The organism is Nannocystis sp. RBIL2, from assembly GCF_026626745.1.
GTDB lineage: Bacteria > Myxococcota_A > Polyangia > Nannocystales > Nannocystaceae > Nannocystis.
In genome coordinates this window covers 5,091,221-5,116,410 of the sequence record NZ_JAPNJW010000002.1, presented here as the reverse complement: position 1 = coordinate 5,116,410, position 25,190 = coordinate 5,091,221, and the positions used below count along the sequence as shown (strand labels likewise).

Genomic DNA, 25,190 nt, shown 5'->3' with positions numbered 1-25,190 from the left:
GGCCAGGTCGCCCACGAAGACGGCGGGAGACACGGCGATGACTGGAATGATGCGAAAGATGCTGGGATTCGCGGCGCTCGGCGCCTTCCTCTGCGGGGCCTGCAGTGACGTCGAGCACAAGCCCGGGGCGACGCTGGCGCAGATCGAGGCCGGCTGCAAGTCGTACTGCGCCAAGGCGAGCGAGTGCAACAAGTCGATCCGCCCCGATTCGTGCGAGAGTCGGTGCCAGAACCGACTCAACCGCTGCCGGGCAGACGAGCAGGCCGACACCGTCACCGACCTGCAGTCGTGCGCCGCCGACAAGTGCGGCGAATTCGCGGTGTGTGCCATCGGCGCGGGCCTGGAGTGCACGTTCGGCCTGTAGTGCGCGGGGTCGCGGGCCAGAAAAGGTCGCTACGAACGCCTTCCTCCCGGTGCCTTGATTCGCCGACGTGCACTCAGGGGCCCCGAATCGGGGGATCGCGTCCGTGGCCCGCTCGCCCGGTTCACGGGGGCGGGCGCACTGCATTCTGTCCCGAAGGACAGCATGAGGGACGCGCGGCGGGATCGACCGCCGGGCCCGGGGCACTTGCGGTGCCCCGAATCGGGGCGAGCGCCTCAGCGAGCCCGATCGCCCATCTCACCGGTGGCGGGTGGATTGCCCTTGTGGGTCTCGGGCTCCGTCTTCGTGGTCCCCTTCGAGCCCTGCGTGCCGGTCGGAGGTTTGTCGTCCTTGGCGCCCTTGGAGCCGGTCTGGGTGCCGGTCGCGCCTTGCGAGCCGGTCTGGGGATGGGTGCCCATGGCGCCCTGCGAGCCGGTCTGGGGATGGGTGCCCATGGCGCCTTGCGAGCCGGTCGGCGGATTGGAGCCCGTCGGTCCGGTGCCGGCCTGAGGATTGGTGGCCGACGAGCCTTTCTGCTCGGTCGGCGGGGTGCCCATCGCGCCCTGCGGGTTGTCGCGCTGGACCGAGCGGCCGAGGTCGGCGCTGTCGCGACGCTGCGAGCCCGGACCGGGGGTCGTCGCGGAGCCTTCGCTGCCGCGGCCGCTCACTGCGCCGCCCTCGGCGGGCGTCGGCGACGAGCTGTCCGCGCCGCCCTGGCCGCCGGAGCGGGGCGAAGTTTGCGTCCGCGTGTACACGGTGTCGCGGTCTTGTTGGGGGCGGTCGCTCGGCGTGTCGCGTGAGCGGCTCTCGCAGCCGACCAGCGGCGCGAGCAGCAGCAAGGGGAACAACCAGCGGGATTGCTTGGACCTTGAAATCATCACACTCTCCTCGCGGCCGCGCGGCCGCCCACGAACGGTAACGCGAGCGGTCCTCGCCGCAAGCTCAGGCGGGGGCGGGCCGCGACGAATGTGACGAGTTCAACCGACGCCGACGCCCGGCGACTGCGGCGCGTGCGGGTGAGGCGGCTGACCGTGCGGGCTGCGGGCGGCCCAGGTCTCGAACTCGACCGGGTCGTGGGCACACAGGACGCGGACCGCGTCGCCGTGCTGATAGGAGAGGTCGCGCAGCCGCTGCTGATTGCGCAGTCGGGCCTGGCGGTCGACCTCCATCATGGTCTGATAGGCGCGTAGGCCGAGCGGGCAGCGCGGGTGCTCGGTGTTCAGCTCGCCGCGATAAAAGTAGGCGTCGCCGGCGTGCAACAACCAGCCCTCGTCGGCGCGCACCGCCACTCCGGCGTGGCCCGCGGTGTGACCGACCAGCGGGACCAGCAGGATGTCCGGCGGCAGGCCCACCAGGTCGCGCACGCAGGCGAAGCCGAACCAATCCTCACCGTCGGCCGGGGCGTAGGTCTGCCACGAGCCCGCCGTCGACCACTGCTGCGGACGGTAGCGGCCGCGGGCGATCGCGCCGGCCCGGTCCTGGGCGGCGTGGGCCTCGTCGGCCAGCAGGTGGACCTGCGCGTGCGGGAAGTCGGCGAGCCCGCCGGCGTGGTCGAAGTCGAGGTGGGTCAGGACGATGTGGCGGACGTCGCGGGGCGACAGGCCCATGCGCTCGACCTGGCGCACCGCGGTCTCGTCCTCGTCGAAGCGCGGGCGCATCATGCCGACGAAGAAGCGGCTGAGGCGGGTGGTCGGGCTCTGGATGTCCTCGAGGCCGAGGCCGGTGTCGACGAGCACCAGGCCGCGATCCGTCTCGAGCAGCAGACAATGACAGGTCATCCGCGCCGGGCCGGGATCGTCCGCCGGCTTGCCCATCAGGCGCCCACCGTAAGGGCACATGGTTCCACAGTTGAGGTGATGAACGCGCACGACGACCTCCGCGGCTCAGGCTTGAGCGGCAGGGGCGGGCGCGTCAAATGCCCGCGCGCGGGCCGAGGCGGCGCGCCCCTGCGGGCGCGCCGGGGCCGAAACTCGGCGGCCGGCGCAGCCGCCGATCTGCGTCGATCGGCGGCCGAGGCCGGTGTGTCCCTTTGCATTGCAAGGATTGACCCTGGGCCTCTCGACCGCGCCGGAACCGCCAATCATGCGAACGGCGGCTCGGCAGCGGAGGCGATGGCTCGGCCCGGCGGGCGCGGGAATCGCCAATCATCGGGGCGGCCCCTCGCGGGCGGGGCGAGGAAATACCCCGGCCGTGCGACCGCGGGAATGGCCAATCATCGGCGGCCGCTCGCGGGCGGGGCGAGGAAATAACCCCGGCCGTGTGACCGCTCGTCTTCCCGGGCGAGGAATGGGCCCGGCCATGCCGTGCGAGAGCCGTGCGCTAGCGTCGGTCGCTCCGGTCGCGTCATCCTCGGGCATGCGTCGTCGACTCGAGCTGGTTGCGTGCGCCTGCGTCGTCTCGCTGCTGGCGACCGCCTGCGGAGACGACGACAAGGCGGCCGAATCATGCGAGTGCGACGAGGGCGACCCATGCAGCGTGGAGCTGTGCCCGACCGTGCCGATGGGGGAAGACGAGACCGGGGGTATGCCGAGGCCGTGACCTGCGTGTTCGAGCCATGCGCGACCGCAAGACCGGGCGGGTCCGCTGGACCGACGTCGGCGGCGAGCATGACTCCTACCAGACCTTCGAGATGTTCGGCGACGGCACCGCGCGCCGCACTACCGGCGGCTCGATCGACCTGTGCAACGGGGAGCGCGTAGTGCTAGACTCCGCAGAGGGTTGGCCGTCGGCCGCAACGTTCCCAGCTTCGCGTCGGAGTGACGAGCATGAGCCATGAGGCGCTGCGAATTCTCTTGGTGGATGATCACCCGGTGGTGCGAGACGGATTGGCGTCGATCATCAAGACGCACGGCAGCCTGGAGGTCGTCGGTCAGGCGGCTGACGGCACCTCCGCGGTCGCGGCTTACCTCTCCCTGCGACCCGACGTTCTGATGCTGGATTTGCGGATGCCAGGCATGGATGGGTTCGAGGCCGCCACGCGCATCCTCGACGCGGATCCGGCCGCGCAGGTGCTGGTCATGACCACCTATGACGGTGATGAGGACATCTTTCGTTGCCTGCGGCTGGGGGCGAAGGGATATCTCCTGAAGGACGCGCCCCCTTCCGAGATCCTGACCGCGATCCGGGTGGTCGGCGGCGGCGGCCAATACACTTCGCACTTGGTGGCGGCCAAGGCGATGCGGCGCCTGTCCCACGCCGCCTTGACCCGACGCGAGCAGGATGTGCTCGTCCAGATCGCTGAGGGTCGCAGCAACAAGGACATTGCCTGCCGCCTCAACATGACGGAAGGCACAGTCAAGACGCATGTCAAAGCGATCCTGGCGAAGCTCGACGCCATGAGCCGAACCGAGGCCGTCGCAATCGCTGCACGGCGTGGGCTGCTCCACCTGTGACCAACTCGGCAACCGATGACGAGCTGCTAGGTCTCCTGGCCGACTGCGGCGAGCTGCTGGCACGGCCGAGCGATCCGCTCACGGCAATGGTCGATGTCGTTCGCAAGATAGGCCAAGCGCTCGACGCCGATCGGATGCAGTACTTCGTGCGCGACACTTCGGCCCGAGTCTCGCATTGCATCTCGGCCTGGGTGCGCGAGGGCATCGAGCCGATGCGACCCGGACCCTACCGCGACGAGGACTTCGACGAAGTCATCAGGCCGTTGTCGCGCGGAGAAATCTACAGCACGACCCTCGCGAGTAAGTCCGGCCGCAATCTGGAGGTCAACGCGGGCAGCGGAACCACGGCTGATCTGCTGGTGCCCGTGCTCGTGGACGGGGAAGTGCGCGGCATCCTCAGCATCGATCAGTGCCGAGGCCAGGCCGTGTTTCCTGCCCGGGAGGTCAGCACCCTGCGCTCGATGGCGGTGCTGATCGCCAGCACTCTTGGCCGTTCTGACGCCGAGGGCACGCGCTCTCGCGCCGTGCGGCGTCGGCATCTGGCGCGCGAGGCCGCCATGGAATCGGCACTCGACGTCGTGGGCGACCTGCTGTTGCTCGGCGATCTCGAGTCCGCCCTGGATCAGGTGTTGCCGCACATCGGTGCGATGGCAGCTTGCCATCGGGTGGTCCTCCTGATGCGGGACGAGCTCGACGGGCGGCCTTGCCACCGACTGACCCAAGAGTGGCTTGCGCCCGGACAGCCGTCTCAGGCTACCGAATCCCTTTCGGTTCTCTTCGATGACGTGGCGCCGCCCGGAGCCGTCGCAGGGCTCGCGTCAGGCTCCCCCTTCTGGTGGCGCACCGCGGGACGCAGCGATCCGTTCAGCCTTCGACATCAAGCGCTGGGTGTGGCGGTGAGCGGTGCGCTACCGTTGCTGGTCGAGGGCGGCTACGCGGGGATGCTGGCCTTCGGCTGGTGCTTCGAGCCCAACTTGGGCGCGGATGGTGTCGAGTTTCGTGTGCTGCAGCTCGCTGCCAACTCCATCGCTGCGGCACTGCAGCGTCAGCGCGCGATCGAGCGCAGGATCGAGCGGGAGCGCGAGCGGTTGGAGGCGGTCCAGTTCGAGCAGGCGCGCCATGCGCGCCATCGCGCCGACCAGCTCGAGGCGGCGAATGCCGTGCTCCGTGCGATCAACCAGCGCATGGCCGATGGCGGTGAACCTGTCGCGGCACTGCAGGCCATCCTCGAGCAAGCGGTTCTTGCCGTGGGAGCGCGAGCCGGCGGCCTGACGCGGTTGCTGGGCGGCGAGCTCCACCTCGTGGCCTTCATGGCTCACGCGATGCAGCCGCCGGGTCCTCCGGCGCCCGATACGCGGGCCGCCTCCAGAGGAACTCCGTCCAACTTGGCTTGGCGCCACGTGGAAGAGGACGATACCGACGGAGGCTTGCCGTGGCGCGACCGGGGCATCGAGCACGTGCTGGATGCCGAGATCTTCGACGGTGACCAGGTTGTCGGCGTGCTGCGTTTGGGGTTCTCCCCCGCTCCCGAGCACAAAGACGCCATCGAATGGCTGGTGGAGGCGATCTGCCAGCAAACCGCGCTGGCGATCCGCCTGTCTGCAATGTCGACCGAGCTGGAGCGCCGCACCCGCCGCGAGACGTTGCTCGCCGAGCGCTCGCGCATGGCGCGCGAGATTCACGACGGCGTGGCACAGGGCTTTACCGGCATTCTCCTGCAGCTCGGCGCGCTTGCCGAAACCCAGAGTGACCTCGCCCACGCCAAGGAACTGGCGCGCCGCGCAGCCGGCCTGGCGCGCGAAGGGCTCGCCGATGCCCGCCGCGCGGTCATGGCGCTGCAGCCGGAGGGCACCTCGCGCGAGGACCTGGCGTCGGCGCTGGCGCACCTGGTCGAGTGCGCCAGTGTGCCGGGCAAGGTCGCTTGCGACTTTCGTTCGCAGAGCTGGGATGTCGGCGCCGAGCTCGGGCCCGTTCACTCACACGACCTCTACCGCGTGGTCCAGGAGGCGCTCAACAATGCCCTGCGACACGCGCAGGCAACTGCCATCGAGGTCACTCTCGCGCGAACGTCGACGGGAATCCGGCTGCAAGTCGAGGACGACGGGGTCGGCTTCGTCGAGGGTGACAGCGACGGCTTCGGCATCCGCAACATGCGGGCCCGCATCCAGGACATGGGCGGCTCGCTTCGGATCGACTCGATGCTCGGCGCGGGTACCCGGCTGGTCGTCGACATGCCGCTTACGACCTGAGTCCGCCGGCCGGGCGAGACGTTCGCTCTCTCCATGGAGCGCTGCCGTCTCTCTCCATCGAGAGAGGCATCCGTCGCGCCACTGTGCAACGTTGGGGACACCGGCGCACCCGGCCTCAGCTCGATTGGGAGTCTCCTCATGACGAAAGCCATTCAAACCCTCCGCCTCAGCGCGGCGACCGCAGCTGCCGCGCGTTCCTGCGCCCGCACGCAGTCGGCTTTGCAGTCACCCGACCAAGCTGCCGTGAAGAACGTCGTGCTGGCCGTCGCCGATGTGATCGACGAGGCCGCCCGCGTCGCCGCGAGCGGGCCGCCCTGACCACCCGCGACGATGCGAGCCGATGCCAAGAACCCCTCGATCTCCCCACCCAGAAGTGAGAAGCACCATGAGCACCAGCACCCGTGAATCGAACAAGCAGATCGTGTTGAAGGGCTATGCCGCCCTGAAAGCAGGAGATGTCGCGAGCTACTTCGACAGCATGACCGAGGACGTGACCATCACTTACTTCGGCGATCATCTATTCACCGGCACCTACCGCGGCAAAGCGGACATCATGTCGAACTACGTGCCTCTCCTGCTCGCGCGGCTCGACGGCCCGATCAAGATCACCGTGACGAACGCCATTGCCGAAGGTGATCAGGTCTTCGTCGAGGCCCAGGGTGAATCACGCACCAAGGACGGACTCAGCTACAACAACCTGTACGGCATCGTTCTCAGGATGAGGGACGGCAAGATCGCAGAGATCCGCGAGTACATGGACACGGAGCTCGTCAAGCGCATCTTCGGCGGACCTACCGACAAGTCCCCGAGATGACGATACGCGCGCTATTGTGTCGGCAGTGCGGCGTTCCGCCGAAGACCGGGCTCGCACACCTGTGGCCATAGCCGTCCGCACTCGAGCGAGCTGCGACGAGGGGGTGTACGCCTGCTCTGCGGCGCAGAGCATCCTCGACCTGTCTCTTCGGTCAGCCGAAAAATTGCGGCCGCGCGTCATTCGATGAGGCGCGGGGCATCCGCGTGGATGGGGACGGAGCCGGGACCTCGCAGGGATCGCGAGGTGCCGACAGCCCGCGCATCCGCGCGCCCGCGCCGCGGCGTGACGCACCTCCGAGGCGGGTCGTTCGGCGGGGCGATCGCCCGCGGCGACGCGTGCGAGCAGCAGTGCGCGGGGCCGTGACCGGCGCGCTTCGACGTGATCGGGAGCTCGGGGCTCGTGATAGGGTCGGCGCGCATGAGCTCCGCCGACTCGCCGACGATCATCGACGCCTGGATGCAGCACCCGACGCCGCGGTTCATGGCCCAGCCGTGGCTCGACTCGCTCAAGCGCTGGACGGGCAACGACTTCGCCGGGCCGTGGCCGCTCGAGGCGACGCTCGCGGGCATGGACGAGGGCGGCGTCACGCGCGGCATCATCAGCGCGTGGGTCGGGCCGATGGGCGCGCTGGTGAGCAACGACGAGGTCGCCGCATGGGTCGCGCAGGCGCCCGAGCGGCTGGTCGGCGTCGGCTCGGTCGACATCAGCCGGCCGATGGAGGCGGTGCGCGAGCTCCGGCGCTGCGTCAAGCAGCTCGGGTTCCGCGGCGTGCGCGTGCTGCCGTGGCTGTGGGAGCTGCCGCCGACGCACCCGCGGTTTTATCCGCTGCTTGCCGAGTGCTGCGAGCTCGGGGTCCCGTTCTGCACGCAGGTCGGCCACACCGGCCCGCTCAAGCCCTCCGAGGTCGGGCGACCGATCCCCTACGTCGACCAGATCGCCATCGACTTCCCCGAGCTCGTGATCGTCGGCGGTCACATCGGTTACCCGTGGACCGAGGAGATGGTCGCGGTCTGCACCAAGCACCCGAACGTGTACATCGACACCTCCGCGTACACCGTGAAGCGCTACCCGCCGACGCTGGTGCAGTACCTGGCGACGCACGGGCGCAAGAAGGTGCTGTTCGGCAGCAACTGGCCGATGATCCCGCCGGCGCGGGCGCTCGCGGGGCTGGACGCGCTCGGCCTCGACGACGAGGCGCGCGCGCTGTTCCTCGCCGGCAACGCCCGGCGCGTGTTTAATTTGGGGTGACGCCCGACGTTGGAGCGGGCGCGTGGGGTGTTCGCCCAGGGCGACGCGCGACCGCGGTGGCCCGGCGCGGCCGCGCGCCACTCGAACGACGCGCTGGACTGTCGCGCCGTTCGAGCGTACGACAGCCGCATGCCTGCATGGGTTTCGCTGATCTGGCTGCTCATGATCGCCGCGACGATCGGGTTCTTCTATCGCCTGAACATGCAGCGGCAGGCCGGGATCGACGCCTGGGAGCAGTCGCCCGCGGGCACGCGCCACCGCGAGGCGCTGGAGTCGTGGCTGCTCTGCAAGGCGCGCGTCGAGCAGGCCGAGCCGACCGGCGAGCCGCCGGTGTTCCGCGCGGCGTTCGTGGGGCACAGGATGGCCTCCGGGCGGACCGCGCGGAGATACGTGCGCGAGGAGCGGCGACCGATGCGCCTGCAGGTCCGCTTGCTGCCGATCGGCGGCGGCGAGGTGGTGGCCGAGGCGGTCATCCCCATCGTTACGGACGAGCTCGGAGATCTGACTCCCGGACGGATCTTCAGCGTGCTGTACGATCCGCGCGACCCTCGTCGATTCTGGATCGACACGACGCGGCGCGACGAGACCCTCATCGACGCGGTCACGATGCGCACGCGCGCGGCGGAGGACAATCACCGGGCGGCGCAGGCGTTCTCGACGGGCCAGGGCTGACCTGCGGCCGGGGAGAGCCGGCCAGGGTGCGCCTGCCGCGGAAGTCCGATCGCCGTCCGACACGTCCGCGTGGGCTCCGGCTCGCCGCCGCCGGCGCTGCTGGAGCGCGTTCCGGGCGGCGATTGCTTGCGGGCCGTGCTGCGCAAGTGTCACAATGAGACATGAAGTCTCGCTTACTTTATTTCGCCCTGGTTACCCTCGTCGCCTGCGGTCCTGCGCCGGGTAGTGCGACCGACGGCGCGACGGATACCGACACGACCGGCTCGTCGAGCTCCGATTCGTCGAGCACTGCGCCGACCACCGGCGACTTCCCGGAGGGGGAGCTTTGCGTCTGCGTGGGCGATCCGGCCTGCAAGTCCTCGATCTGCGAGTCCTTCGTCGTCGGGTGCGAGTGGGAGCCGTGCGACCCCGAGATGTGGTGGGCCGTGGACGACGAGGCCGCGCTCGAGTGCGCGATCCAGGCGCTGCGCGACCGCAAGCCGGGCAGCCTCGAATGGTCGCGGACCTTCGGCTTCGACACAGGGACCGCCGAGCGGCTGATCGTGCGGATCCGCGACGACGGGACTGTCTTGCATTTGCTGAGCTTCCCGGACCGCTGCGATGGAGGCCCCTTCACCCACTTCACCATCGAGGACGCCGGCTACTTCGAGGGCTGCCTCGCCGAGCCCGACGCGCTGGCCCGCTTCCTCTGCATGAACGACGGCTTCCGCGAGGAGGTCGCCGCGTGCGGAGAGGCGCCGGCGACCTCGTGCGACCAGGGCTCGGGCTTGACCGAGTGAGGCGCCGGCGGGAAGCAGTGAATCTATATGTCCCATGGGACATGTGATGTGCTGCGCCGGCCTAGGCGCTCGCGCGCGGCCGCGTGCGGGCGACCTCGCCGAGGAACGCCAGCAGGTCGTCGGCGTGGTGGTCGAAGGTGAACTCGTCGCGGACGCGCCACACCTGCTCGCGGATCGCCTGGGTGCGGGCGGTGTCTCGCAGCTGGGCGGCGAGGTCGGCCATGTCGCGGGCGAACACGCCGACGCCGAGCCGGCGGGCCAGGCTCTGGCTGGCGACGCGGGCGCCGTCGTTGGCGCGCTGGATCATCGGCAGGCCGGCGGCCGCCAGGGTCGCTGCGCGGGCGGGGATGTTGAGGTCGTCCCAGTCGGCGCGGGCGATGTCGCCGTCGTTGTCGCTGGCGAAGAAGTGCAGCCAGCCGGCGTCGTAGCGCGAGAACTCCTCGACCCATCGCCGCTGGTCGACGTGGCCGTGCAGGTGCAGGTGCCGCGGCGCGAGGGCGCGGGCGCGGTCGATCCACTCGCGCCACTGGCCGTGGGTGAAGTCGCCGTAGAAGTGCAGATGCACGTCCTCGGCCGCCAGCTCGGCGACGTGGTGCGGGTGGAGGCCGATCGGTCGCCCGGGCACCACCGTGTGGATCGATCCGTCGGCCTGCGACAGGCGCGGTGACGGCTCGCCGGCGAACCACTCGCGCCGCGGCAGATCGCCGTCGACGATGCGCGAGGGGATCGACGCGGCGTCGGCCGGCAGCACCGTGGCGAACCACTCGCGCATCTCCGGGCTCGAGTAGACCAGGCCGTCGGCGCGGGTGTGCAGGTCCATCAGCGCCGGCCAGGTGCCCTTCTCGCGGCAGATGAACGGGCCCTCCTTGAAGTGCCAGACGAACGGCACGCCGGTGTCCGCGGCCAGCACCTCGCGGGCGAACGGGACCGCCTGCCAGTTGAGGAGGGCGTAGACGACGTCGGGCCGCAGGGCGCGGATCATCCGCCGCCAGTCGTCGCGCGGCAGGTCGCGCACGTGGCCGAACGGCAGCGGGCCGACGGTGTTGTACCAGTGCGGCTCGGCCATCCACAGCCCGTACAGCGAGTGGCCGCGCTCCTCGAGCGCGAGCACGCGGTCGGCGTTGTAGGCCAGCTCGCCGACGAGGAGGAGCGTCAGGCCGTCGCGGGCCCGCGGGGTGGGCGGCCGCTCGCGCGCGCGGCGGTAGTGCTCGACCTCGTCGATCGGATTGCCGACGCTGCTGTGGAACCGCAGCGGGTGCGCCACCGCGAACCGTTGACGATAGGCGTTGAGGCCGCCCAGCGGCTCGCGCAGCAGCTTGTGCAATTGCTCGGGGTGGTCCACCCATTCGCAGGTGACGCGCCCGGTCGCGACCGCCGGGCCCGCTTCGAGCAGGCGGTCCCACAGCATGCGGCCGAGGTCGTCCGTGACCAGCTCGGTGCGCCCCAGCCAGCGCGCCTCGCTGCGGCGGTGCATCACCTGGACCAACTGCAACGAATGCCCGGCGACGGCCCCGTCGGCGCGGCGATTGTAGTGATGACGCACCCCCGAATAGGCCAGCGCGGCCGCCGGCGCGGCGTCGAGTCGGGCGGCGAGCGAGCCGAGGTGGTCGGGCCAATAGCGGTCGTCGGACGGGAGGTAGGCGATCCGCGGGGCGCGGGCGCGGGCCAGCGCGACGTTGAGGGCCGCGCCGAGCCCGACGTTGTGCGCCAGGCGCTCGTAGCAGATCCGCGGATCTGCGAGGTAGGGCGCGACCACGGCCGCGGTGTCGTCGGGGGAGCCGTCGTCGACGACGATCAGCTCCCAGTCGGCCCGCTCCTGCGCCAGCAGGCTGGCGATCGCGGTCGGGATGAAGCGCGCGTGGCCGTAAGTCGGCATGAGCACGGAGATCGCGGGCGCGCCTTCGCGGAGGTCGATCGTCATGCACCCTCCCGGGTCGTGCGAAGTGGTTGTCTCAGCGCTCGCCGCCCCCGCGGCCGCCCTGCCGGCCGCCGCGCTCCTCGCCGCCCTCGCGCGCCTCGCCGCGTGAACGCTCGCGACCTTCGCCGCCCTCGCGCTCGCCGCTGCGCGACCGGCCCTCGCCGCCCTCGCGCTCTTCGCCGCGCGACCGCCCGCGCTCTTCGCCGCCCTCGCGCTCCTCGCTGCGCGACCGTCCGCGCTCCTCGTCTCGCCCGGAGCGCGAGCGGTCGTCGGACTCGTCGCTCTGGCCCATGGCCCGGGTCACGTCGCGCATGCTGCGAAACTCCTGCTCGGGCATCGCCTCCATCTCGCGCAGCACCGCCTCGTCGGCGTTGTTGTCGCGGGCGTACTGGATCAGCTCTTTCTTGCTGACCGGGAAGTCGATGCCGCGGAGTTGATGCGTCAGTTCGATGGGGGAAGCGCCTGCCTTGGTCATGATTGAATCTCCAGCGCGCGGTTTGGTAGCACCCGCGCCCCTGCCGTCAAGCAGGCGCCGCGCGCCTGTCGAGTGGCGGCGCGCGAGGATGATGCATCGCAACACGCCGGGCCGCCGTCGTTCGCCCTCCGCGCATTGTCTGGGAAGAACCCTCGCGACGCGGGGGGCAGCGCGGTGCAGCGACCGGTGATTGCGAGGTGTCGCGCCGCGCTTGCTCGGCCTCGTCGCTTGCGCATGCTTGCGCGGCGACGCGCCCGTGACCTCGCGCGGCCGCCATCCGCCAGGGAAGTTCCTTGCGCATGCAACCTCATCTGCCGCAGCGCGTATGCCGACCCTCGACGTCCTGATCCCGACCTGCGATCGTCCGGCCGCGCTGGCCGTCACGCTGACCAGCCTGTGCGCCCAGACGCTGGCGACGCCCGGCGGGACGCCGTTCCGCGTGGTCGTGTCCGATCAGGGCGACGCGCCGGCGGGCGACGCCGGCGAGCTGCGCGCCGTGGTGCGGGTGCTGCGGGCCCACGGCCACGAGGTCGAGCTGCACCGGCATCTGCCCCGCCGCGGCCTGGCCGAGCAGCGCCACTATCTGCTGGCGCAGGCGCACGCCGAGCAATTGCTGTGCCTCGACGACGATCTGCTGCTGGAGCCGTGGGTGGTCGCGCAGATGACCCAGGTGCTGGCGCGCGAGGCCTGCGGGTTCGTCGGCAGCGCGGTGATCGGTCTGAGCCGGGAGGACTCGGTGCGCCCGCACCAGCAGCGCGTCGAGCTGTGGTCGGGCCGCGTCGAGCCCGAGCTGGTCGAGCCAGGCAGCGCGGCGTGGCAGCGCCACGAGCTGCACAACGCCGCCAACCTGTGGCACGTCCAGCGCGGGCTCGGGCTCGGCCCCGCCGCCACGCGCTGCTACAAGGTCGCGTGGGTCGGCGGCTGCGTGCTCTACGACGCGGCCAAGCTGCGCGCCGTCGGCGGCTTCGACTTCTGGACCGAGCTGCCGCGCGAGCACTGCGGCGAGGACGTGCTGGCCCAGCTGCGCGTGATGGCCCGCTTCGGCGGCTGCGGCCTGATGCCGAGCGGCGTTTACCACCTCGAGCTGCCGACGACCGTCCCCAACCGCGAGGTCGACGCCCCGCGGGTGCTGCCGGTCGAGGCCGCGGCGCCGCGAGGGCGGTAGATACACGTCTTTGACTGCGCCGCTCCCAGCGCCGCGGCGCGTGCCGGCTCGCGGGTGCGCTCGCGCTCGCCCGTTCCGCTTGCGACGGCGGCGGCCTCGGCCTAGCCTTGCTGCCTCATGGCCTCCCCGCCGCGAACTGTAGTCTCTGAGCGCCGTGAAGTCCCGGGGACGCGCGCCGCCGCCTGCGCCGGAGCGGGTCGGCGGAGTCGATGATGGTGCGTGACGACGACGAGCTCGCGCGGGAGCGCGAGCGGCTGCAGATCACCCTCGCCAGCATCGGCGACGCCGTCATCAGCACCGACGTCGAGGGCCGCGTCACGTACCTCAACCCGGTCGCCGAGACGCTGACCGGGTGGCCCATGAGCGAGGCCGTGGGCCGCCCGCTGACCGAGGTGTTCCGGATCGTCCACGAGTTCACGCGCGAGCCGGCCGAGAACCCGGCGCTGAGGGCCCTGCGCGAGGGCGTGGTCGTCGGTCTGGCGAATCACACCTGTCTGCTCGCGCGGGACGGCGGCGAGCGACCGATCGACGACAGCGCCGCGCCGATCCGCGACAGCGCGGGAAGGCCGGTCGGGGCCGTCCTCGTGTTCCGCGACGTCAGCGAGCGCCGCCGGGCCGAGGAGGCCCAGGCCCGTCTGGCGGCGATCGTCGCGACCTCGGAGGACGCGATCGTCAGCAAGACCCTCGACAGCGTCATCCGCACGTGGAACGCCGGCGCCGAGCGGCTGTTCGGCTACACCGCCGCCGAGGTCGTCGGCAAGTCGATCACGATCATCATCCCGCCCGAGCGGCTCGACGAGGAGCGGCTGATCCTGAGCCGCCTGGTCCGCGGCGAGCGCATCCAGTCGTTCGAGACCGTGCGCATGGCCAAGGACGGGCGACGGCTCCACATCTCGCTCACGGTCTCGCCGCTGCGCGACGGCGACGGCCGGATCGTCGGCGCGTCGAAGATCGCCCGCGACATCACGCTGCAGAAAGAGGCCGAGGCGGCGCTGCGGAAGAGCGAGGGCCGCCACCGCTTCCTCGCCGACCTCGCGGCCGCGACCCAACCGCTGACCGAGCCCGAGGAGGTCCTGGCCGTCACGACGCGCATGCTCGCCGAGCACGTCGAGGCCGACCGCTGCGCCTACGCGGAGGTCGAGGACGAGGCGACGTTCGTCATCACCGGCGACTACTCGCGCGGCATCCCCAGCATGGTCGGCCGCTGGCCGGTGCCCGCGTTCGGCCCGACGCTGCTCGACGCGATGCGGGCCCACGAGCCGTGGGTGATCGACGACGTCGAGCACGACCCGCGCGCCGGCGCCGACCTCACCGCCTATCGCGCGGCGCACATCGGGGCCGGAGCCTACGTGCCCTTGCACAAGCAAGGAAAATTCATCGCCACGATGGCGGTCCACACCAAGGGCCCGCGGCGCTGGGGCGCCGACGAGGTGACGCTGCTGCGCACCGTGGCCGACCGCTGCTGGGAGGCGCTCGAGCGGACCCGGGCGACGCGGCGCCTGCGAGACAGCGAGGCGCGCTACCGGGCGATCGTCGAGGCCACGCCGGAGTGCGTCAAGCTGATCGCGCCCGACGGCACGCTGCTGCAGATGAACTCGGCCGGGCTGGGCATGATCGAGGCCGACGCCGAGGCGGCGATCGGCGCGAACATCCACGACGTGATCGCGCCCGAGGACCGCGCGGCCTTCCGCGCCTTCCACGAACGCGTGTGCCGCGGCGAGCAGGGCACCCTCGCGTTCGACATCATCGGCCTCCGCGGCACCCGGCGGCACATGGAGAGCACGGCGGTCCCGCTGCCGGCGGCGGGCGGCGGCTGGAACCACCTGGCGGTCAGCCGCGACGTCACGGAGCGGGCGCTGGCCGAGCGAGCGCTGGCCGACAGCCGCGCGCGCCTCGACTTCGCGGTGCGCCTGTCGGGCGTCGGCTTCTGGTACTGCGACCTGCCGTTCGACGAGCTGCAGTGGGACGCGCGGGTCAAGGAGCACTTCTGGCTGCCGCCGACGGCGCGCGTCACCATCGGCATGTTCTACGAGCGCATGCACCCGGAGGACCGCGAGCGCACGCGCACGACGATCGACGCGTCGATCCGCGACCTCGCGCCGTACGACACCGTCTACCGCACGGTCGAGCCCGAGTCCGGCGCGATCAAGTGGATCCGCGCGCTCGGCGGGGCGATGTGCAACGCCGACGGCGTGCCGATCCGCTTCGACGGGGTGACCGTCGACATCACCGAGGACAAGCGCGACGAGCAGCGCCTGTCGGAGTCCCTCGAGCGCGAGCGCGAGCAGGCCCACATGCTGCGGCAGGTCGCCGACGCGTCGCTGGCGATCCACTCGGCGCAGTCGCTCGAGAGCGTGCTGGCGACCGTGGCCGAGGAGGCGCGGCGGATCATCGGGGCCGGCCACGCCTGCTCGAGCCTGAGCAACGCCGACGACTCGTCCGGCCCGCTGGCGATGACGACCACGAAGGAAGGGCTGCGCCGCGAGTACGCCGCGCCCGCCGGCGCCGAGGTGCTGGTCGACCTGGTGCGTCGCAGCCAACGCCCGCTGCGCCTGGCCGGCGAGGGCCCGGCGAACCGCAGCGACGGCCGCGGGGGGCCGCGGCGCTGGCTGGCGGCGCCGTTCGTCGACCGCCAGGGCGAAAACCTCGGGCTGGTCCAGCTGTGGGACGACGAGGACGGCGGGTTCGGCGACAGCGACGAGGTCGTGCTGGTCCAGCTGGCGCACATCACCTCGGTGGCGATCGAGAACGCCCGCCTGAACGCGGCGCTGCGCGAGCAGGACCGGCGCAAGGACGAGTTCCTGGCGCTGCTGGCCCACGAGCTGCGCAACCCGCTGGCGCCGATCCGCAACGGCCTCGAGGCGCTGCGCCTGTCCGACGACCCGGCGATCCAGGAGCACTCGCAGGCGGTGATGGACCGCCAGCTCGGGCACATGGTCCGGCTTATCGACGACCTGCTCGACGTGTCGCGGATCAGCCGCAACAAGATGGAGCTGCGCCGCGCGCGAGTGGTGCTCGCCGACGTGGTCAACAACGCGGTCGAGACGGCGCGGCCGTTCATCGACGCGGCCAGGCACTCGCTCGAGATCTCGCTGCCGCCGCGGCCGGTGGTCCTCGACGCCGACCTGACCCGCCTGGCGCAGGTGTTCAGCAACCTGCTGACCAACAGCGCCAAGTACACGCCGCCCGGCGGGCACATCCGCCTCAGCGCGGAGCGCTCGGGCGGCGAGGTGCGGGTAGTGGTCCGCGACGACGGGATCGGCATCCCGCGGGCGGCGCTGACCAGCATCTTCGACATGTTCTCGCAGATCGATCGCTCGATCGAACGCTCGAACGGGGGCCTCGGGATCGGGCTGGCATTGGTGAAGGGGTTGGTCGAGATGCACGGCGGGACGGTCACCTGCGACAGCGCAGGGCCAGGCACGGGCAGCGCGTTCACCGTGACGCTGCCGGTGCTCGAGCCGCAGGCGCCGTCGGCGAGCCCGGGCGGCCCGGGCGGCGATCGCGACAGCAGCAACGGCCGCCGCGTGCTGGTGGTCGACGACAACGAGGACTCGGCATTGACGATGGCGATGATGCTGCGGCTGCTCGGGCACAAGGTCGAGGTGGCGCACGACGGCCTGGCGGCGGTGGCAGGGGCCGAGTCGTTCCGCCCCGACCTCATCCTCATGGACATGGGGATGCCGCGGCTCAACGGCTACGACGCGACGCGACAGATCCGCCAGCAGCCGTGGGGCGCCGCGATCCGCATCATCGCGCTGACCGGCTGGGGGCAAGAGAGCGACCGGGCCCGCTCGAAGGAGGCGGGCTGCGACCTCCACATGGTGAAGCCGGTGCCGCTGGCCGAGCTCAAGAAGCTGCTGGCGACCATGTGATCGAGCGTCCTGCGCGGGCTCCGCCGTGGCTCGCGGAGGTCGCTCCGGCGGGCTCCGCCGGGTGAAGGGCGGGCGCCGACTGGCGCCCGGGCAAGTCTCGGCCACGAGAACGTAGGATGGCGCGGCGGGCCAGGAGCACCGACGATCGGGAGACGGCCGGGCTCGACGAGCTGTACGCGGCGCCGCTGGACGAGTTCACCGCGGTGCGCGACGCGCTGGCCAAGCAGCTGCGGACGCAGGGCGACAGCGCGGCGGCGACGCGGGTGAAGGCGCTGCGCAAGCCGAGCACTGCCGTGTGGACGGTGAATCAGCTGGCACGCCGCGAGCCGGCCCGCATGGAGGCGCTGCTGCGCGCCGGAGAACGCCTGCGCTCGGCCCACGGCGGCGCAGCGGTGCGCGAGGCGATGCGCGCCCAACACGACGTGGTGTGGGAGCTGCTGCAGCGCGCCACGAACGTGCTCGCAGAGGCCGGCATCCGCTCGCCCGGCGACCACCTCGACAGCATCCGCGTGACGCTGCAATCAGTGCCGACGGCGAGCGAGCACGAACGCGAGCTGCTGCGCAGCGGGATGCTGGCGACGGAGCTCGAGCCAGCCGACTTCGGCGACGTGATGGAGATGCTGGCAGCCCGCCCGGGCGGCGCGGCTGCAGAGGACGAAGAAGAGGAGACGCGCGGGGCGAAGAAGGCGAGCCGGCGCGAGCGCGAAGCAGAAGAGGCCGAGGAAGAAGAGGTCGCGGAAGAAGAGGCCGAGGAAGAAGAGGTCGCGGAGGAAGAGGCCGAGGAAGAAGCGGCGCGCGGGGCGAAGAAGAAGACGAGCCGACGCGAGCGCGCGGCGAAGAAGAAGCCGAGCCGGCGCGGGGAGGAGCCCGAGCGCGAGAAGAAGACCAGGCAGGCGAAGCCCGCGCGCGAGAAGAAGGCGCCGCGCGATCGGGCCGCCGAGAAGGCGGCGCGGGCCGCCGAGAAGGCCGCGCGGGCCGCCGAGAAGGCCGAGCTCCGCCGCCAGCAGACGCGCGAGCGAGCGGAGCAGCGGCAGGCCGAGCAAGCCGAGCGTCGGCGACGAACCGACCTCGAGCGGGCCCACGAGAAGATGCTCCGCGAGGCACGACGGCTGGCGGAGCTGGTCAAGCGCGCGGAGGCGACGGCGCGAACCGCCGAGCGCGAGGCGCAAAAAGCCGAGCGCGCGGCCGAGGCGGCCAGACAGCGCGCCGACAAGGCCGAGAGCGCAGCGGAGGCGGCGCGCGAGCGGGCAGCGGAGGCCGAGGACGCGCGCGCGGCCGCCGAACGCGAGCTCGACGAGGCGAAGCCGCAGAAATCATCACGCACGCGGACGAAGCGCTGAGGTGTCGACATTCGCCGGGCCCGAGCGCGCCGACGCCTGCACGAAGGAGCTGCGGACGCGCCCGCGGCCGCTTGTCGGCCGAGCGGACGTCGCCCACGCTCTTCATGAACCTAGAAGAAGCGGATTGGAGCGATTCCCATGTCGACAGCGCAAGACCCTCCGCAACGAGAAGAGCAGGCGCCGTCGTGGCCGTGTGACGAGCGCGCGCTGCGGTGGCTCCGCGACCGCCGCAACCAGGACGAATACGACGACCGCGAGGACCGAGAGCGCGAGGAGCAGCCGGGCAACAGCCCGCCCGCGTGTCCGCGGCTCCGCTGAAAAGCCGAGCGGGCGCCGCCCATCGAGGAGGCGCCGATCGAGGAGGCGCCGACGACGGCTCGCCCTGTCTGCCGATCGGTTGATCCCGAGCGATTGCTCGCGTCGCCGTGTCCGCCGAGCAAACGACCAAGGACGATCAGCGGAGCGCACCGTCCTTTCAGCGATCGCTCGCCCGGTGAGCCGAGCCGGGCCACGAACGAGCGCTCGAGCGAAGGACCTAAGGCCCGGCAGCGCTCTCGTCATCGCGGCTCGCGCGGCGCGGCCTTGTCGCCGCGCGACTCCTCGGCTGCCTGCGCGCGTCGCTGGGCCGCCACCACCTGGGGGAACACCAGCCACAGGCCGACGAACACCGCGAGCAGCGAGCCGGACAGTATCAGCGAGATCGCCACGCTCTTGGTGATGAGCGAGGTGATGATATAGAGATCGATCGAGACCGCGAGCATGAGCGGGACGAGGCCGAGGGTCGCGTAGATTGTGGCGAGGCGGGCGAAGCCGGCCGGGATGCCGTATGGAGCCGTCTGCCGGTGATAGGCCGCCGGCGTCACGACCAGCGCGAGGCCGACGGCCAGCAGGATGAAGGCTGCCAGGTGCAGGCCGTGCTCGACCGGCCCGAGCTGCTTCAAAAAAATGTCGTTGAGGGTGCTGATCACCTGGAGACCGAGCAACGACAGCACCCCGGGCAAGATCATGTTCGCCTCGGCGAAGATCTGCCCGAGCTGCGCGGGCACCTCCTGCGGCTCGTCCTGGCGCGGGTCGGTGTCCTTGTGGTCCATCGCGCAGTCATACTCGCTCGTATCACCCCGGCAACGCCGCCCACGCGCGCCAGACGTTCGCCCGCGCGGCTCGGCCCGCCACCGTCGCTACGAGCGGCCCTCGCCGCCTCGTCCGCGGACGCGCAGGGCGCTCGTGGCGGCGACGGCCGGCGCGGTGAGCTCGCCGCGAATGAACATGTCCATGAAGACATGTCCTCATAAACATGTCGTCATATAGCGATTGATGCGCGCGTGCCGCTTCGGCCAGCAAATGGTGAGAGTCGCGCGAGCCCCGCGTCGGGCGCCGTCTCGTCTGAGCAGGGCGGCGCGGGGATTTCCCTGCGCGGGAGGCCCGCTGCCGGATTGTGTCGATCCGCCGCGACAGATCGGCGGGCGACGATCACGGCCGCGGTCTGGTCGTTGCGCGATGTTGCGCGAGGTCGAGGGGCCTGCTTCCATGGAGGGCGGCGATGGTTGCATTGCCATCGGTCATCGCTGTGTCCGATCGGGGGCCCGACCACGGGCGCGCCTTCGGGGCGCCCGTGGTCGTCTGTCTGCGCCTCGCGCGGCGAATCAGCGCACCAGCAGGTCGGGCCGCGGCCGACCGGCGATCGTGACGGTCGGCCAGGCCGGATCGACCGTCACGAGCTCGAGCGCGCCGCCGCGGAGCAGCGCGGTGTCCTCGATCTTCATCCCCGGCAGCGAAGGATTCCAGGCGATCGCGCCGTCCTCCGCGAGGGTCTCGGAATTACCCGGGCGGGCGATCGACTCGCGCGCCGCGTAACCGCACGGCCCGCCCTGGTGGTGACTCGTCTCGGCGCCGGGCTGGCCCGCGCGCGCGTAGGCGGCGACCATCGCCGAGAACACCGCCGACAGCGGGGTGCCGGGTGTCGACGCGGCGAACGCCGCGGCCTCGACCTCGGCCACGATCGCGGCCGCTCGCCGCTCCTCCGCCGTGGGTGACCGAAAGTACAGGTGGCGCGTGAGGCAGGCGTAGAGCCCGTGGCGACGGGCGCAGAACACCATCATCGCCCGCGCGCCGAGCCGCTCGTCGCGTGGGGTCGGGTGGCGGTACAGCGGCAGGCGGCGCTCGCCCGCCACGAGGATCAGCGCCGGCTCGATGCCGCGCGACCACAGCGCCTCGCTGCCGGCCCCGGCCAGCTGCAGCTCCGTCCATTCGGGGCGGGCCCTCTGCAGCGCCGCGGTCATCGCCTCGGCGGCCTCGCGCCCGAGCCGGCGGTAGCGCTCCTGCTCGGGCCCGGACAGCGACCAGCGGGCCCGCGCCAGCGGACGCGGCAGCGGCACCTCGCCGTCCTGCGGGCGATCGGACGCGACGCGGCCGCCGGCGGCGCAGCGGGCGACGAACTGCTCGCGCGAGTCCGGCGTCGCCCACGGGTGCGACCAGACCGGCAGCCCCGCGATCTCCTCGGCCTGCAGGCGGTCGTGCTCGATCGCGTCGGTCAGCACCCACGCCTCGTCCGCGGTCACCAGGACCTCTGCGACCCCGGCCTCGCTCGTCGTCAGCACGACGCTCGAGCCGCCGGCGGTCGCCCACGCGAACCAGTCGGAGCCACGGAAGCGAACGGCCGCCAGCTGCGACGCCTGCAGGCAGCTGCGGACCTTCGCCAGCTTGTCGGCGATCTCCGTCATTGGCGGTACCTCCGCGAGCGGAGCGTCCGCCGGGGAATGATTGGCGATCTCCGACGATCGGCAAGCGGGCTGCGGAGGGAATGATTACGACCTCCACAGGCGAGGCGCTGCGCAGCTTGCGACGACTCCGCCGGCGGCGGGCGGCCGAGGCAGTGAAAGCGCCCTGGCGTCCGCCCTGGCGCGACGTGGCCTTTGACACGGGCGTCCGCGGCATTGCCGACTACATCGAGGCCATGCCGCAACCGCAGCCGCAGCCCGTCCGCCACGAGGTTCCGCCATCCGGGGAGTATGTGACCGCCGTATTGCCGCGCGAGGATTTCGGGCGGCTGACCGTCCCGCTCGTCGGCGACCTCGACGTCGCCCTCGGGCTGGGTCAGCCGCTGCGCCTGGAGCTCGACGCCGACGCGATCGAACTGCAATTCGGCAGCGGCCTCGAGGTGCGGCCGGTCGAGCTGCCGTCGGCGCGGCTGCGGCGGCTCTACGTCGACCTGGTGGACGGCGTGGTCGACACCGACAGCGACGGCCTCGGCGCCTTCTTGCCGCGCGCGCTCGCGGTCGCGCTGTGTAGCGTCCTGCGGCACACCTTCGGCTGGACCCCGGGCGGGAGCATGCTGCATGCGGCCGCGACCCGGCTGTTCCCCGACCAGGCGGAGGCGCATCAGCTGAAGTTCCGGCGCCGCTTCCCCGGCGTGGTCGCCTCGCTCGACCCGCTCGCCATCCTCTCCGTCGAGGTGCGGGGCGACGCGCTCGAGGTCGCAGTGTCGCGGCCGCTGGTGATCCGCGCCGTCGGGCTCAGCCTCTCGGTGCTGCGCGTCCGCTACGACTTCGCCACTGCCACGGTCGAGGTCGTCAGCGCACCGCTGGGCCCGGTGCGGCGGGCCCTCGTCCGCGCCGCCTCCAAGCAGGCCACCCGCTGGCTGCGCAAGCGCCTGCCCGACGCCATGCGCGAGCCCGGTTACGACTTGTTCGCCGACCCCGAGCGGCGCGAGCACCTCGTCGAGCTCATCCATCGTCTGCGCGCCGACGACCACGCCCTGCAGGAGGGCGAGTCGCAGCCCGCGGGCGCCGAGGGCACCCCGGGTCACCCGCACGCGCGCGAGCGCGAGAGCGGCGCCGCGAGCCTGTTCTCGGGCTCCAAGGCGGCGATCGCGGCCGCCCTCGCGACCTTGCGGATCTCCGCCGACGAGCCCCCGCCGGCTACCCGTACGCTGAGCAAGATCCCCCTCGGACCGTTCAGCTCGCTGGCCATCGCCACCGATCGCGGCGGCGACGTCGCCCTCATCAAGGCCGAGGACGGCGTGCGGCTCGACGCCCCGCGCGGGATCTACCTCTACTCCGATCAGTTCCCCGAGCTGGCCGAGCTCCGCCTGGTCCGCACGCGCGTCCACCTCGACCGCGAGGACATCCCGGTCGTCGACGTGCAGACCGATCCGCCGCTCGGGCCGCTGCTCGAGGCGATCGTGCAGCGCGCGTCCGACCAGTACCTCGCGCCGCTGCTGCCTGCTCGCTGGCTGCGCGAGCACGGCGTGCTGCCGCCGCCGCACGGCAACGAGCACCACGTGCTGTGGCGCCAGCCGGCCGGCGGCGAGCAGTTCGAGGTCCACACGCAGACGGGCTTCGACATCGAGCTGCGCCACACCGAGGAGGCGCTGGTGCTGACCGCCCCGGGCGGGCTGTCGCTCGGGTTCCCCGCGGCCTGGCACGTGCCGCCGGCGGAGCTGCGGCGGATCGCCTACCGCTGGGAGGACGGCGCGCTCGAGGTCGAGGGCGACCCGGGGCTCGGCGCGTTCGGGCAGGCGGTGCTCACCGCGGTCGCCCGCACCGAGGGCGCTCCGCGGGCGCCGAGCTGGCTCGGCCTGCGCAAGCACGAGGCGCCGGTGCTCGACGAGGAGCGGCTGGCGCGGTTCTCGGGCGAGATGCTGTCGCTGTCGCTGCCGGTGCTCGGTCGGCTCGAGCTGCGCATGGACCCGCAGGACACGCTGGGCGGCTCGCTCGGGCCCGCCGAGCTGACGCTCCGCAGCGAGCGCGGGCTGTTCCTGGTCGCTCGCGACCTCGGCCTGATGCTCGAGCTCCGCAGCGCCCGCTACGACCTGCCGCGGCACGAGCTGGTGATCGACGCCTCGCCGCCGGCGGGCGACTACCTGATCGCGCTGGCGACCGCCAGCCTCGAGACGATCGTCCTGCCGGCGCTGCGCAAGGTCGTGCCGCTGTGGCCGGACGCCGACCCGAACAACACCTGGCTCTTGCGACAGGTCATGGCGGGCTTCCTCGGCGAGAAGCTCGGGCTCGCGTTCGACCTGACGCTGCCGCCCGGCGCCTCGCTGACGGTGGCCCGGGTCGCCGGCGCGCTGGCGATCGGCGCGACCGCGCCGCTGCAGGTGCGTCCGGTCGGCGAGTCGCTGATCGGCGAGTTCGCGGTCGAGGCGATCCGCTGGCGCCCTGACGGCGAGCAGATCGAGCTCGTCACCCAGCCGCCGGCGGGCCCGCTGCTGCACGCGCTGGTGCGTCGCCTGCACGCGCACTTCACCCCGAAGGTGGTGCTGCACGCCCTGGCCGAGCGGCTCGGCCTGCCGCAGCCGTGGCCGCCGCCGCCGCTGCCGCCCGCGCCCGCGTCGTCCCCGATCTTCATGCTCGAGCTGCCGGTCGTCGGCCCGCTCACCGTCCACGTCGATCGCCAGCGCCCGGCCACCGTCGCGCTGCGCCGCGACGGCGCGCACCTCGACTTCGGCGAGGGCTGCGTGGTCCGCATGCCCGACCTCGGCATCCACGTCGACGCCCTCGGCGCCAAGATCTCGCTGCTGCCGTTCACCGTCGAGCTGACCAGCCGGCCGGACGCCGGCGAGCTCGATAACTGGCTCTTGGGACATGTCGTGAGGGGCATGCTGGCGCGCGTCCTGCCGTGGTTCTGGCCGGCGCACGTCACCGCGGCGCCCGGCGAGGAGGTCCTGGTGGTGTTCGGCGCCAACTCCGAGTGGGGCCCGATCGAGGTCTGCACGCCGACCGGCGGCGCGCTCGAGCTGAGCGTCGACGCGGAGGGCGTGGCGGTGCGTTCGGCCGCAGGCGTGCGCCTGACCGGCCCGGCGCTGGCCGACATGCCGTCCTTCACCTTCCACGAGGCGGCCTATCGGTTCGCCGACGGGACGGTGCGCCTCGGGGTGGCGGGGATCGAGGAGCGGTTCTACCACGAGCCGTCGCCCGTCAGCCCGCGCACCGAGCAGGTGCTGGCCGACCTGCTGCGGGTGCTGGTGATCCCGCGCATGCCGGCGTTCGTGCAGCGGCTGGGCCTGCGGATCTTGCCGCAGCCGCCGATGCCCGAGCCCGACCCGGGCCGGATCACCGTGCTGCACGTGCAGCTGCCCCTCGGCCTGGCCAACGCGCTGGTCCACGTGCAGCCCGGCGACGTGCTGACGGTGAGCGCGAACCGCCGCGAGGTCGCGGTCGCCAGCCAGTACGGGCTGCAGTTCGACGTGCCCGGCCTGCGCATGCGTGTCGACTTCCACGGCGCGCGCTATCACCTCGAGTCCGGCGAGGTCCAGTTCGGCGAGTTCGGCCAGCTGGAGAACGCGCTGGTCGAGGCGGCGGTGCGCAAGGCCCTGAGCGGCTACGAGCCGGCCGCGGCGGAGTCCGACTTCTCGGCGGTGGCGGCGGTGCTCGACCGCTTCCCGGTCGACGACGAGGGCCGCCGGATCCTCTACGACTCGAAGCTCGCCCGCGTCCTGCTGCCGCCGGACACGATGCTGGTGGTCCGGATCGGCGAGCACGGCCTGATCGTCACCGCCGATCCGCCGATCGAGATCGACGGGGCCACGGTGCTCGACTACAAGTTCGCCGGGGTGTCCTACAGCTTCGACGACGCGAAGTTCCACCTCGACATCGAGCGCGACGGGGTGCTCGCCGGGCTGCTCCGCGGCAAGATCGTCGAAGAGGGCGAACAGCAGCTCGACAGCCTGGTGCGCCCGCTGCTGCCGGCTGCCATGCGCACCCCCGGCTACCGCCTGTCCCGCGACCCCGACCCGAAGGCCACGATCGCCGCGCTCGTCCGCACGGTCGTCGGCTCCAGCTGGTTCCTCGCCAAGGACTGAGTTTTAATCCAGTGAAGTGTCCCCGGCCGGCGCCACAGCGCCGTGCCGGGGTTCTTCTTTAATGATGCGTCGCCGGGTCGCGTCGCGGAATATGTATCAA

General features: G+C 71.8%; 21 protein-coding genes. 15 read left to right on the top strand and 6 right to left on the bottom strand.

The features are described 5' to 3' along the window. The first annotated feature begins 58 nt into the window (after positions 1 to 58). Positions 59 to 364, top strand: a complete 306-nt coding sequence (locus tag OV090_RS45225) for a hypothetical protein (RefSeq protein ID WP_267711192.1) — start codon at positions 59 to 61, stop codon at positions 362 to 364. Between the two features lie 233 nt (positions 365 to 597). Here the strand turns inward: OV090_RS45225 and OV090_RS45220 are convergent, their stop codons facing one another. After that, positions 598 to 1,239, bottom strand: coding sequence for a hypothetical protein (locus OV090_RS45220; protein ID WP_267711191.1), 642 nt, complete (start codon positions 1,237 to 1,239; stop codon positions 598 to 600). A gap of 99 nt (positions 1,240 to 1,338) precedes the next feature. Then, entirely contained in the window at positions 1,339 to 2,229 is an 891-nt protein-coding gene (locus tag OV090_RS45215) for an MBL fold metallo-hydrolase (protein ID WP_346660417.1), read from the bottom strand. A 487-nt stretch (positions 2,230 to 2,716) separates the two neighbouring features. On the opposite strand from OV090_RS45215, the gene OV090_RS45210 reads away from it, so the two are divergent. The 9 genes from OV090_RS45210 (at position 2,717) to OV090_RS45170 (ending at position 9,515) form a co-directional block, all read left to right on the top strand. Further along, the gene (locus tag OV090_RS45210) at positions 2,717 to 2,899 is read left to right on the top strand and encodes a hypothetical protein (RefSeq protein ID WP_267711189.1); all 183 of its coding nucleotides are present in this window, start codon (positions 2,717 to 2,719) and stop codon (positions 2,897 to 2,899) included. 16 nt (positions 2,900 to 2,915) lie between these two features. After that, the gene (locus OV090_RS45205) at positions 2,916 to 3,137 is read left to right on the top strand and encodes a hypothetical protein (RefSeq protein WP_267711188.1); all 222 of its coding nucleotides are present in this window, start codon (positions 2,916 to 2,918) and stop codon (positions 3,135 to 3,137) included. Continuing rightward, entirely contained in the window at positions 3,127 to 3,753 is a 627-nt protein-coding gene (locus tag OV090_RS45200) for a response regulator transcription factor (protein WP_267711187.1), read from the top strand. Before OV090_RS45205 ends, OV090_RS45200 begins: the two co-directional genes overlap by 11 nt. Next, positions 3,750 to 6,002, top strand: coding sequence for a GAF domain-containing sensor histidine kinase (locus OV090_RS51325; RefSeq protein WP_267711186.1), 2,253 nt, complete (start codon positions 3,750 to 3,752; stop codon positions 6,000 to 6,002). Before OV090_RS45200 ends, OV090_RS51325 begins: the two co-directional genes overlap by 4 nt. 138 nt (positions 6,003 to 6,140) lie before the next feature. Beyond that, a complete protein-coding gene (locus OV090_RS45190; RefSeq protein WP_267711185.1) occupies positions 6,141 to 6,320 on the top strand; it encodes a hypothetical protein in 180 nt (59 codons plus the stop codon). Between the two features lie 67 nt (positions 6,321 to 6,387). Next, the gene (locus OV090_RS45185) at positions 6,388 to 6,816 is read left to right on the top strand and encodes a nuclear transport factor 2 family protein (RefSeq protein WP_267711184.1); all 429 of its coding nucleotides are present in this window, start codon (positions 6,388 to 6,390) and stop codon (positions 6,814 to 6,816) included. Positions 6,817 to 7,233: 417 nt separating this feature from the next. Then, entirely contained in the window at positions 7,234 to 8,064 is an 831-nt protein-coding gene (locus OV090_RS45180; RefSeq protein WP_267711183.1) for an amidohydrolase family protein, read from the top strand. A gap of 129 nt (positions 8,065 to 8,193) precedes the next feature. Further along, the gene (locus OV090_RS45175) at positions 8,194 to 8,736 is read left to right on the top strand and encodes a hypothetical protein (protein ID WP_267711182.1); all 543 of its coding nucleotides are present in this window, start codon (positions 8,194 to 8,196) and stop codon (positions 8,734 to 8,736) included. Between the two features lie 161 nt (positions 8,737 to 8,897). Next, positions 8,898 to 9,515 carry a hypothetical protein gene (locus tag OV090_RS45170; RefSeq protein WP_267711181.1) on the top strand — a complete coding sequence of 206 codons (618 nt, stop codon included), beginning with the start codon at positions 8,898 to 8,900 and terminating at the stop codon, positions 9,513 to 9,515. 61 nt (positions 9,516 to 9,576) lie between these two features. Here the strand turns inward: OV090_RS45170 and OV090_RS45165 are convergent, their stop codons facing one another. Both OV090_RS45165 and OV090_RS45160 read right to left on the bottom strand, forming a co-directional pair. Continuing rightward, on the bottom strand, positions 9,577 to 11,436 hold the full coding sequence (locus OV090_RS45165; RefSeq protein ID WP_267711180.1) for a glycosyltransferase: 1,860 nt from the start codon (positions 11,434 to 11,436) through the stop codon (positions 9,577 to 9,579). A 31-nt stretch (positions 11,437 to 11,467) separates the two neighbouring features. Further along, on the bottom strand, positions 11,468 to 11,908 hold the full coding sequence (locus tag OV090_RS45160; protein ID WP_267711179.1) for a DUF2795 domain-containing protein: 441 nt from the start codon (positions 11,906 to 11,908) through the stop codon (positions 11,468 to 11,470). Positions 11,909 to 12,233: 325 nt separating this feature from the next. Here OV090_RS45160 and OV090_RS45155 point away from each other — a divergent pair, with 325 nt between their 5' ends. The 4 genes from OV090_RS45155 to OV090_RS45140 all read left to right on the top strand — a co-directional run bounded on the left by OV090_RS45155 (position 12,234) and on the right by OV090_RS45140 (position 18,606). Further along, positions 12,234 to 13,073: a glycosyltransferase family A protein gene (locus OV090_RS45155; protein ID WP_267711178.1), complete on the top strand. Its 840-nt coding sequence runs from the start codon at positions 12,234 to 12,236 to the stop codon at positions 13,071 to 13,073. A 209-nt stretch (positions 13,074 to 13,282) separates the two neighbouring features. Then, a complete protein-coding gene (locus OV090_RS45150) occupies positions 13,283 to 16,948 on the top strand; it encodes a PAS domain S-box protein (RefSeq protein ID WP_267711177.1) in 3,666 nt (1,221 codons plus the stop codon). A 116-nt stretch (positions 16,949 to 17,064) separates the two neighbouring features. After that, positions 17,065 to 18,288, top strand: a complete 1,224-nt coding sequence (locus tag OV090_RS45145) for a hypothetical protein (protein ID WP_267711176.1) — start codon at positions 17,065 to 17,067, stop codon at positions 18,286 to 18,288. 138 nt (positions 18,289 to 18,426) lie between these two features. Beyond that, entirely contained in the window at positions 18,427 to 18,606 is a 180-nt protein-coding gene (locus OV090_RS45140) for a hypothetical protein (RefSeq protein ID WP_267711175.1), read from the top strand. Between the two features lie 239 nt (positions 18,607 to 18,845). Here the strand turns inward: OV090_RS45140 and OV090_RS45135 are convergent, their stop codons facing one another. Continuing rightward, entirely contained in the window at positions 18,846 to 19,379 is a 534-nt protein-coding gene (locus tag OV090_RS45135; RefSeq protein ID WP_267711173.1) for a DUF6328 family protein, read from the bottom strand. 552 nt (positions 19,380 to 19,931) lie between these two features. Further along, on the bottom strand, positions 19,932 to 21,008 hold the full coding sequence (locus OV090_RS45130) for a M24 family metallopeptidase (RefSeq protein ID WP_267711171.1): 1,077 nt from the start codon (positions 21,006 to 21,008) through the stop codon (positions 19,932 to 19,934). A 233-nt stretch (positions 21,009 to 21,241) separates the two neighbouring features. Here OV090_RS45130 and OV090_RS45125 point away from each other — a divergent pair, with 233 nt between their 5' ends. Further along, the gene (locus OV090_RS45125; protein ID WP_267711170.1) at positions 21,242 to 25,090 is read left to right on the top strand and encodes a hypothetical protein; all 3,849 of its coding nucleotides are present in this window, start codon (positions 21,242 to 21,244) and stop codon (positions 25,088 to 25,090) included. Positions 25,091 to 25,190 lie beyond the last annotated feature (100 nt).

What these genes read in the sequence shown, in the direction of transcription:
- OV090_RS45145 (WP_267711176.1), top strand. Translation starts at nt 17,065, where the DNA reads ATGGCGCGGCGGGCCAGGAGCACCGACGATCGGGAGACGGCCGGGCTC.
- OV090_RS45225 (WP_267711192.1), top strand. Translation starts at nt 59, where the DNA reads ATGCTGGGATTCGCGGCGCTCGGCGCCTTCCTCTGCGGGGCCTGCAGT.
- OV090_RS45210 (WP_267711189.1), top strand. Translation starts at nt 2,717, where the DNA reads ATGCGTCGTCGACTCGAGCTGGTTGCGTGCGCCTGCGTCGTCTCGCTG.
- OV090_RS45165 (WP_267711180.1), bottom strand. Translation starts at nt 11,436, where the DNA reads ATGACGATCGACCTCCGCGAAGGCGCGCCCGCGATCTCCGTGCTCATG.
- OV090_RS45140 (WP_267711175.1), top strand. Translation starts at nt 18,427, where the DNA reads ATGTCGACAGCGCAAGACCCTCCGCAACGAGAAGAGCAGGCGCCGTCG.
- OV090_RS45175 (WP_267711182.1), top strand. Translation starts at nt 8,194, where the DNA reads ATGCCTGCATGGGTTTCGCTGATCTGGCTGCTCATGATCGCCGCGACG.
- OV090_RS45180 (WP_267711183.1), top strand. Translation starts at nt 7,234, where the DNA reads ATGAGCTCCGCCGACTCGCCGACGATCATCGACGCCTGGATGCAGCAC.
- OV090_RS45220 (WP_267711191.1), bottom strand. Translation starts at nt 1,239, where the DNA reads ATGATTTCAAGGTCCAAGCAATCCCGCTGGTTGTTCCCCTTGCTGCTG.
- OV090_RS45170 (WP_267711181.1), top strand. Translation starts at nt 8,898, where the DNA reads ATGAAGTCTCGCTTACTTTATTTCGCCCTGGTTACCCTCGTCGCCTGC.
- OV090_RS45135 (WP_267711173.1), bottom strand. Translation starts at nt 19,379, where the DNA reads ATGGACCACAAGGACACCGACCCGCGCCAGGACGAGCCGCAGGAGGTG.
- OV090_RS45150 (WP_267711177.1), top strand. Translation starts at nt 13,283, where the DNA reads ATGATGGTGCGTGACGACGACGAGCTCGCGCGGGAGCGCGAGCGGCTG.
- OV090_RS45205 (WP_267711188.1), top strand. Translation starts at nt 2,916, where the DNA reads ATGCGCGACCGCAAGACCGGGCGGGTCCGCTGGACCGACGTCGGCGGC.
- OV090_RS45155 (WP_267711178.1), top strand. Translation starts at nt 12,234, where the DNA reads ATGCCGACCCTCGACGTCCTGATCCCGACCTGCGATCGTCCGGCCGCG.
- OV090_RS45185 (WP_267711184.1), top strand. Translation starts at nt 6,388, where the DNA reads ATGAGCACCAGCACCCGTGAATCGAACAAGCAGATCGTGTTGAAGGGC.
- OV090_RS45130 (WP_267711171.1), bottom strand. Translation starts at nt 21,008, where the DNA reads ATGACGGAGATCGCCGACAAGCTGGCGAAGGTCCGCAGCTGCCTGCAG.
- OV090_RS45125 (WP_267711170.1), top strand. Translation starts at nt 21,242, where the DNA reads ATGCCGCAACCGCAGCCGCAGCCCGTCCGCCACGAGGTTCCGCCATCC.
- OV090_RS45200 (WP_267711187.1), top strand. Translation starts at nt 3,127, where the DNA reads ATGAGCCATGAGGCGCTGCGAATTCTCTTGGTGGATGATCACCCGGTG.
- OV090_RS45160 (WP_267711179.1), bottom strand. Translation starts at nt 11,908, where the DNA reads ATGACCAAGGCAGGCGCTTCCCCCATCGAACTGACGCATCAACTCCGC.
- OV090_RS45190 (WP_267711185.1), top strand. Translation starts at nt 6,141, where the DNA reads ATGACGAAAGCCATTCAAACCCTCCGCCTCAGCGCGGCGACCGCAGCT.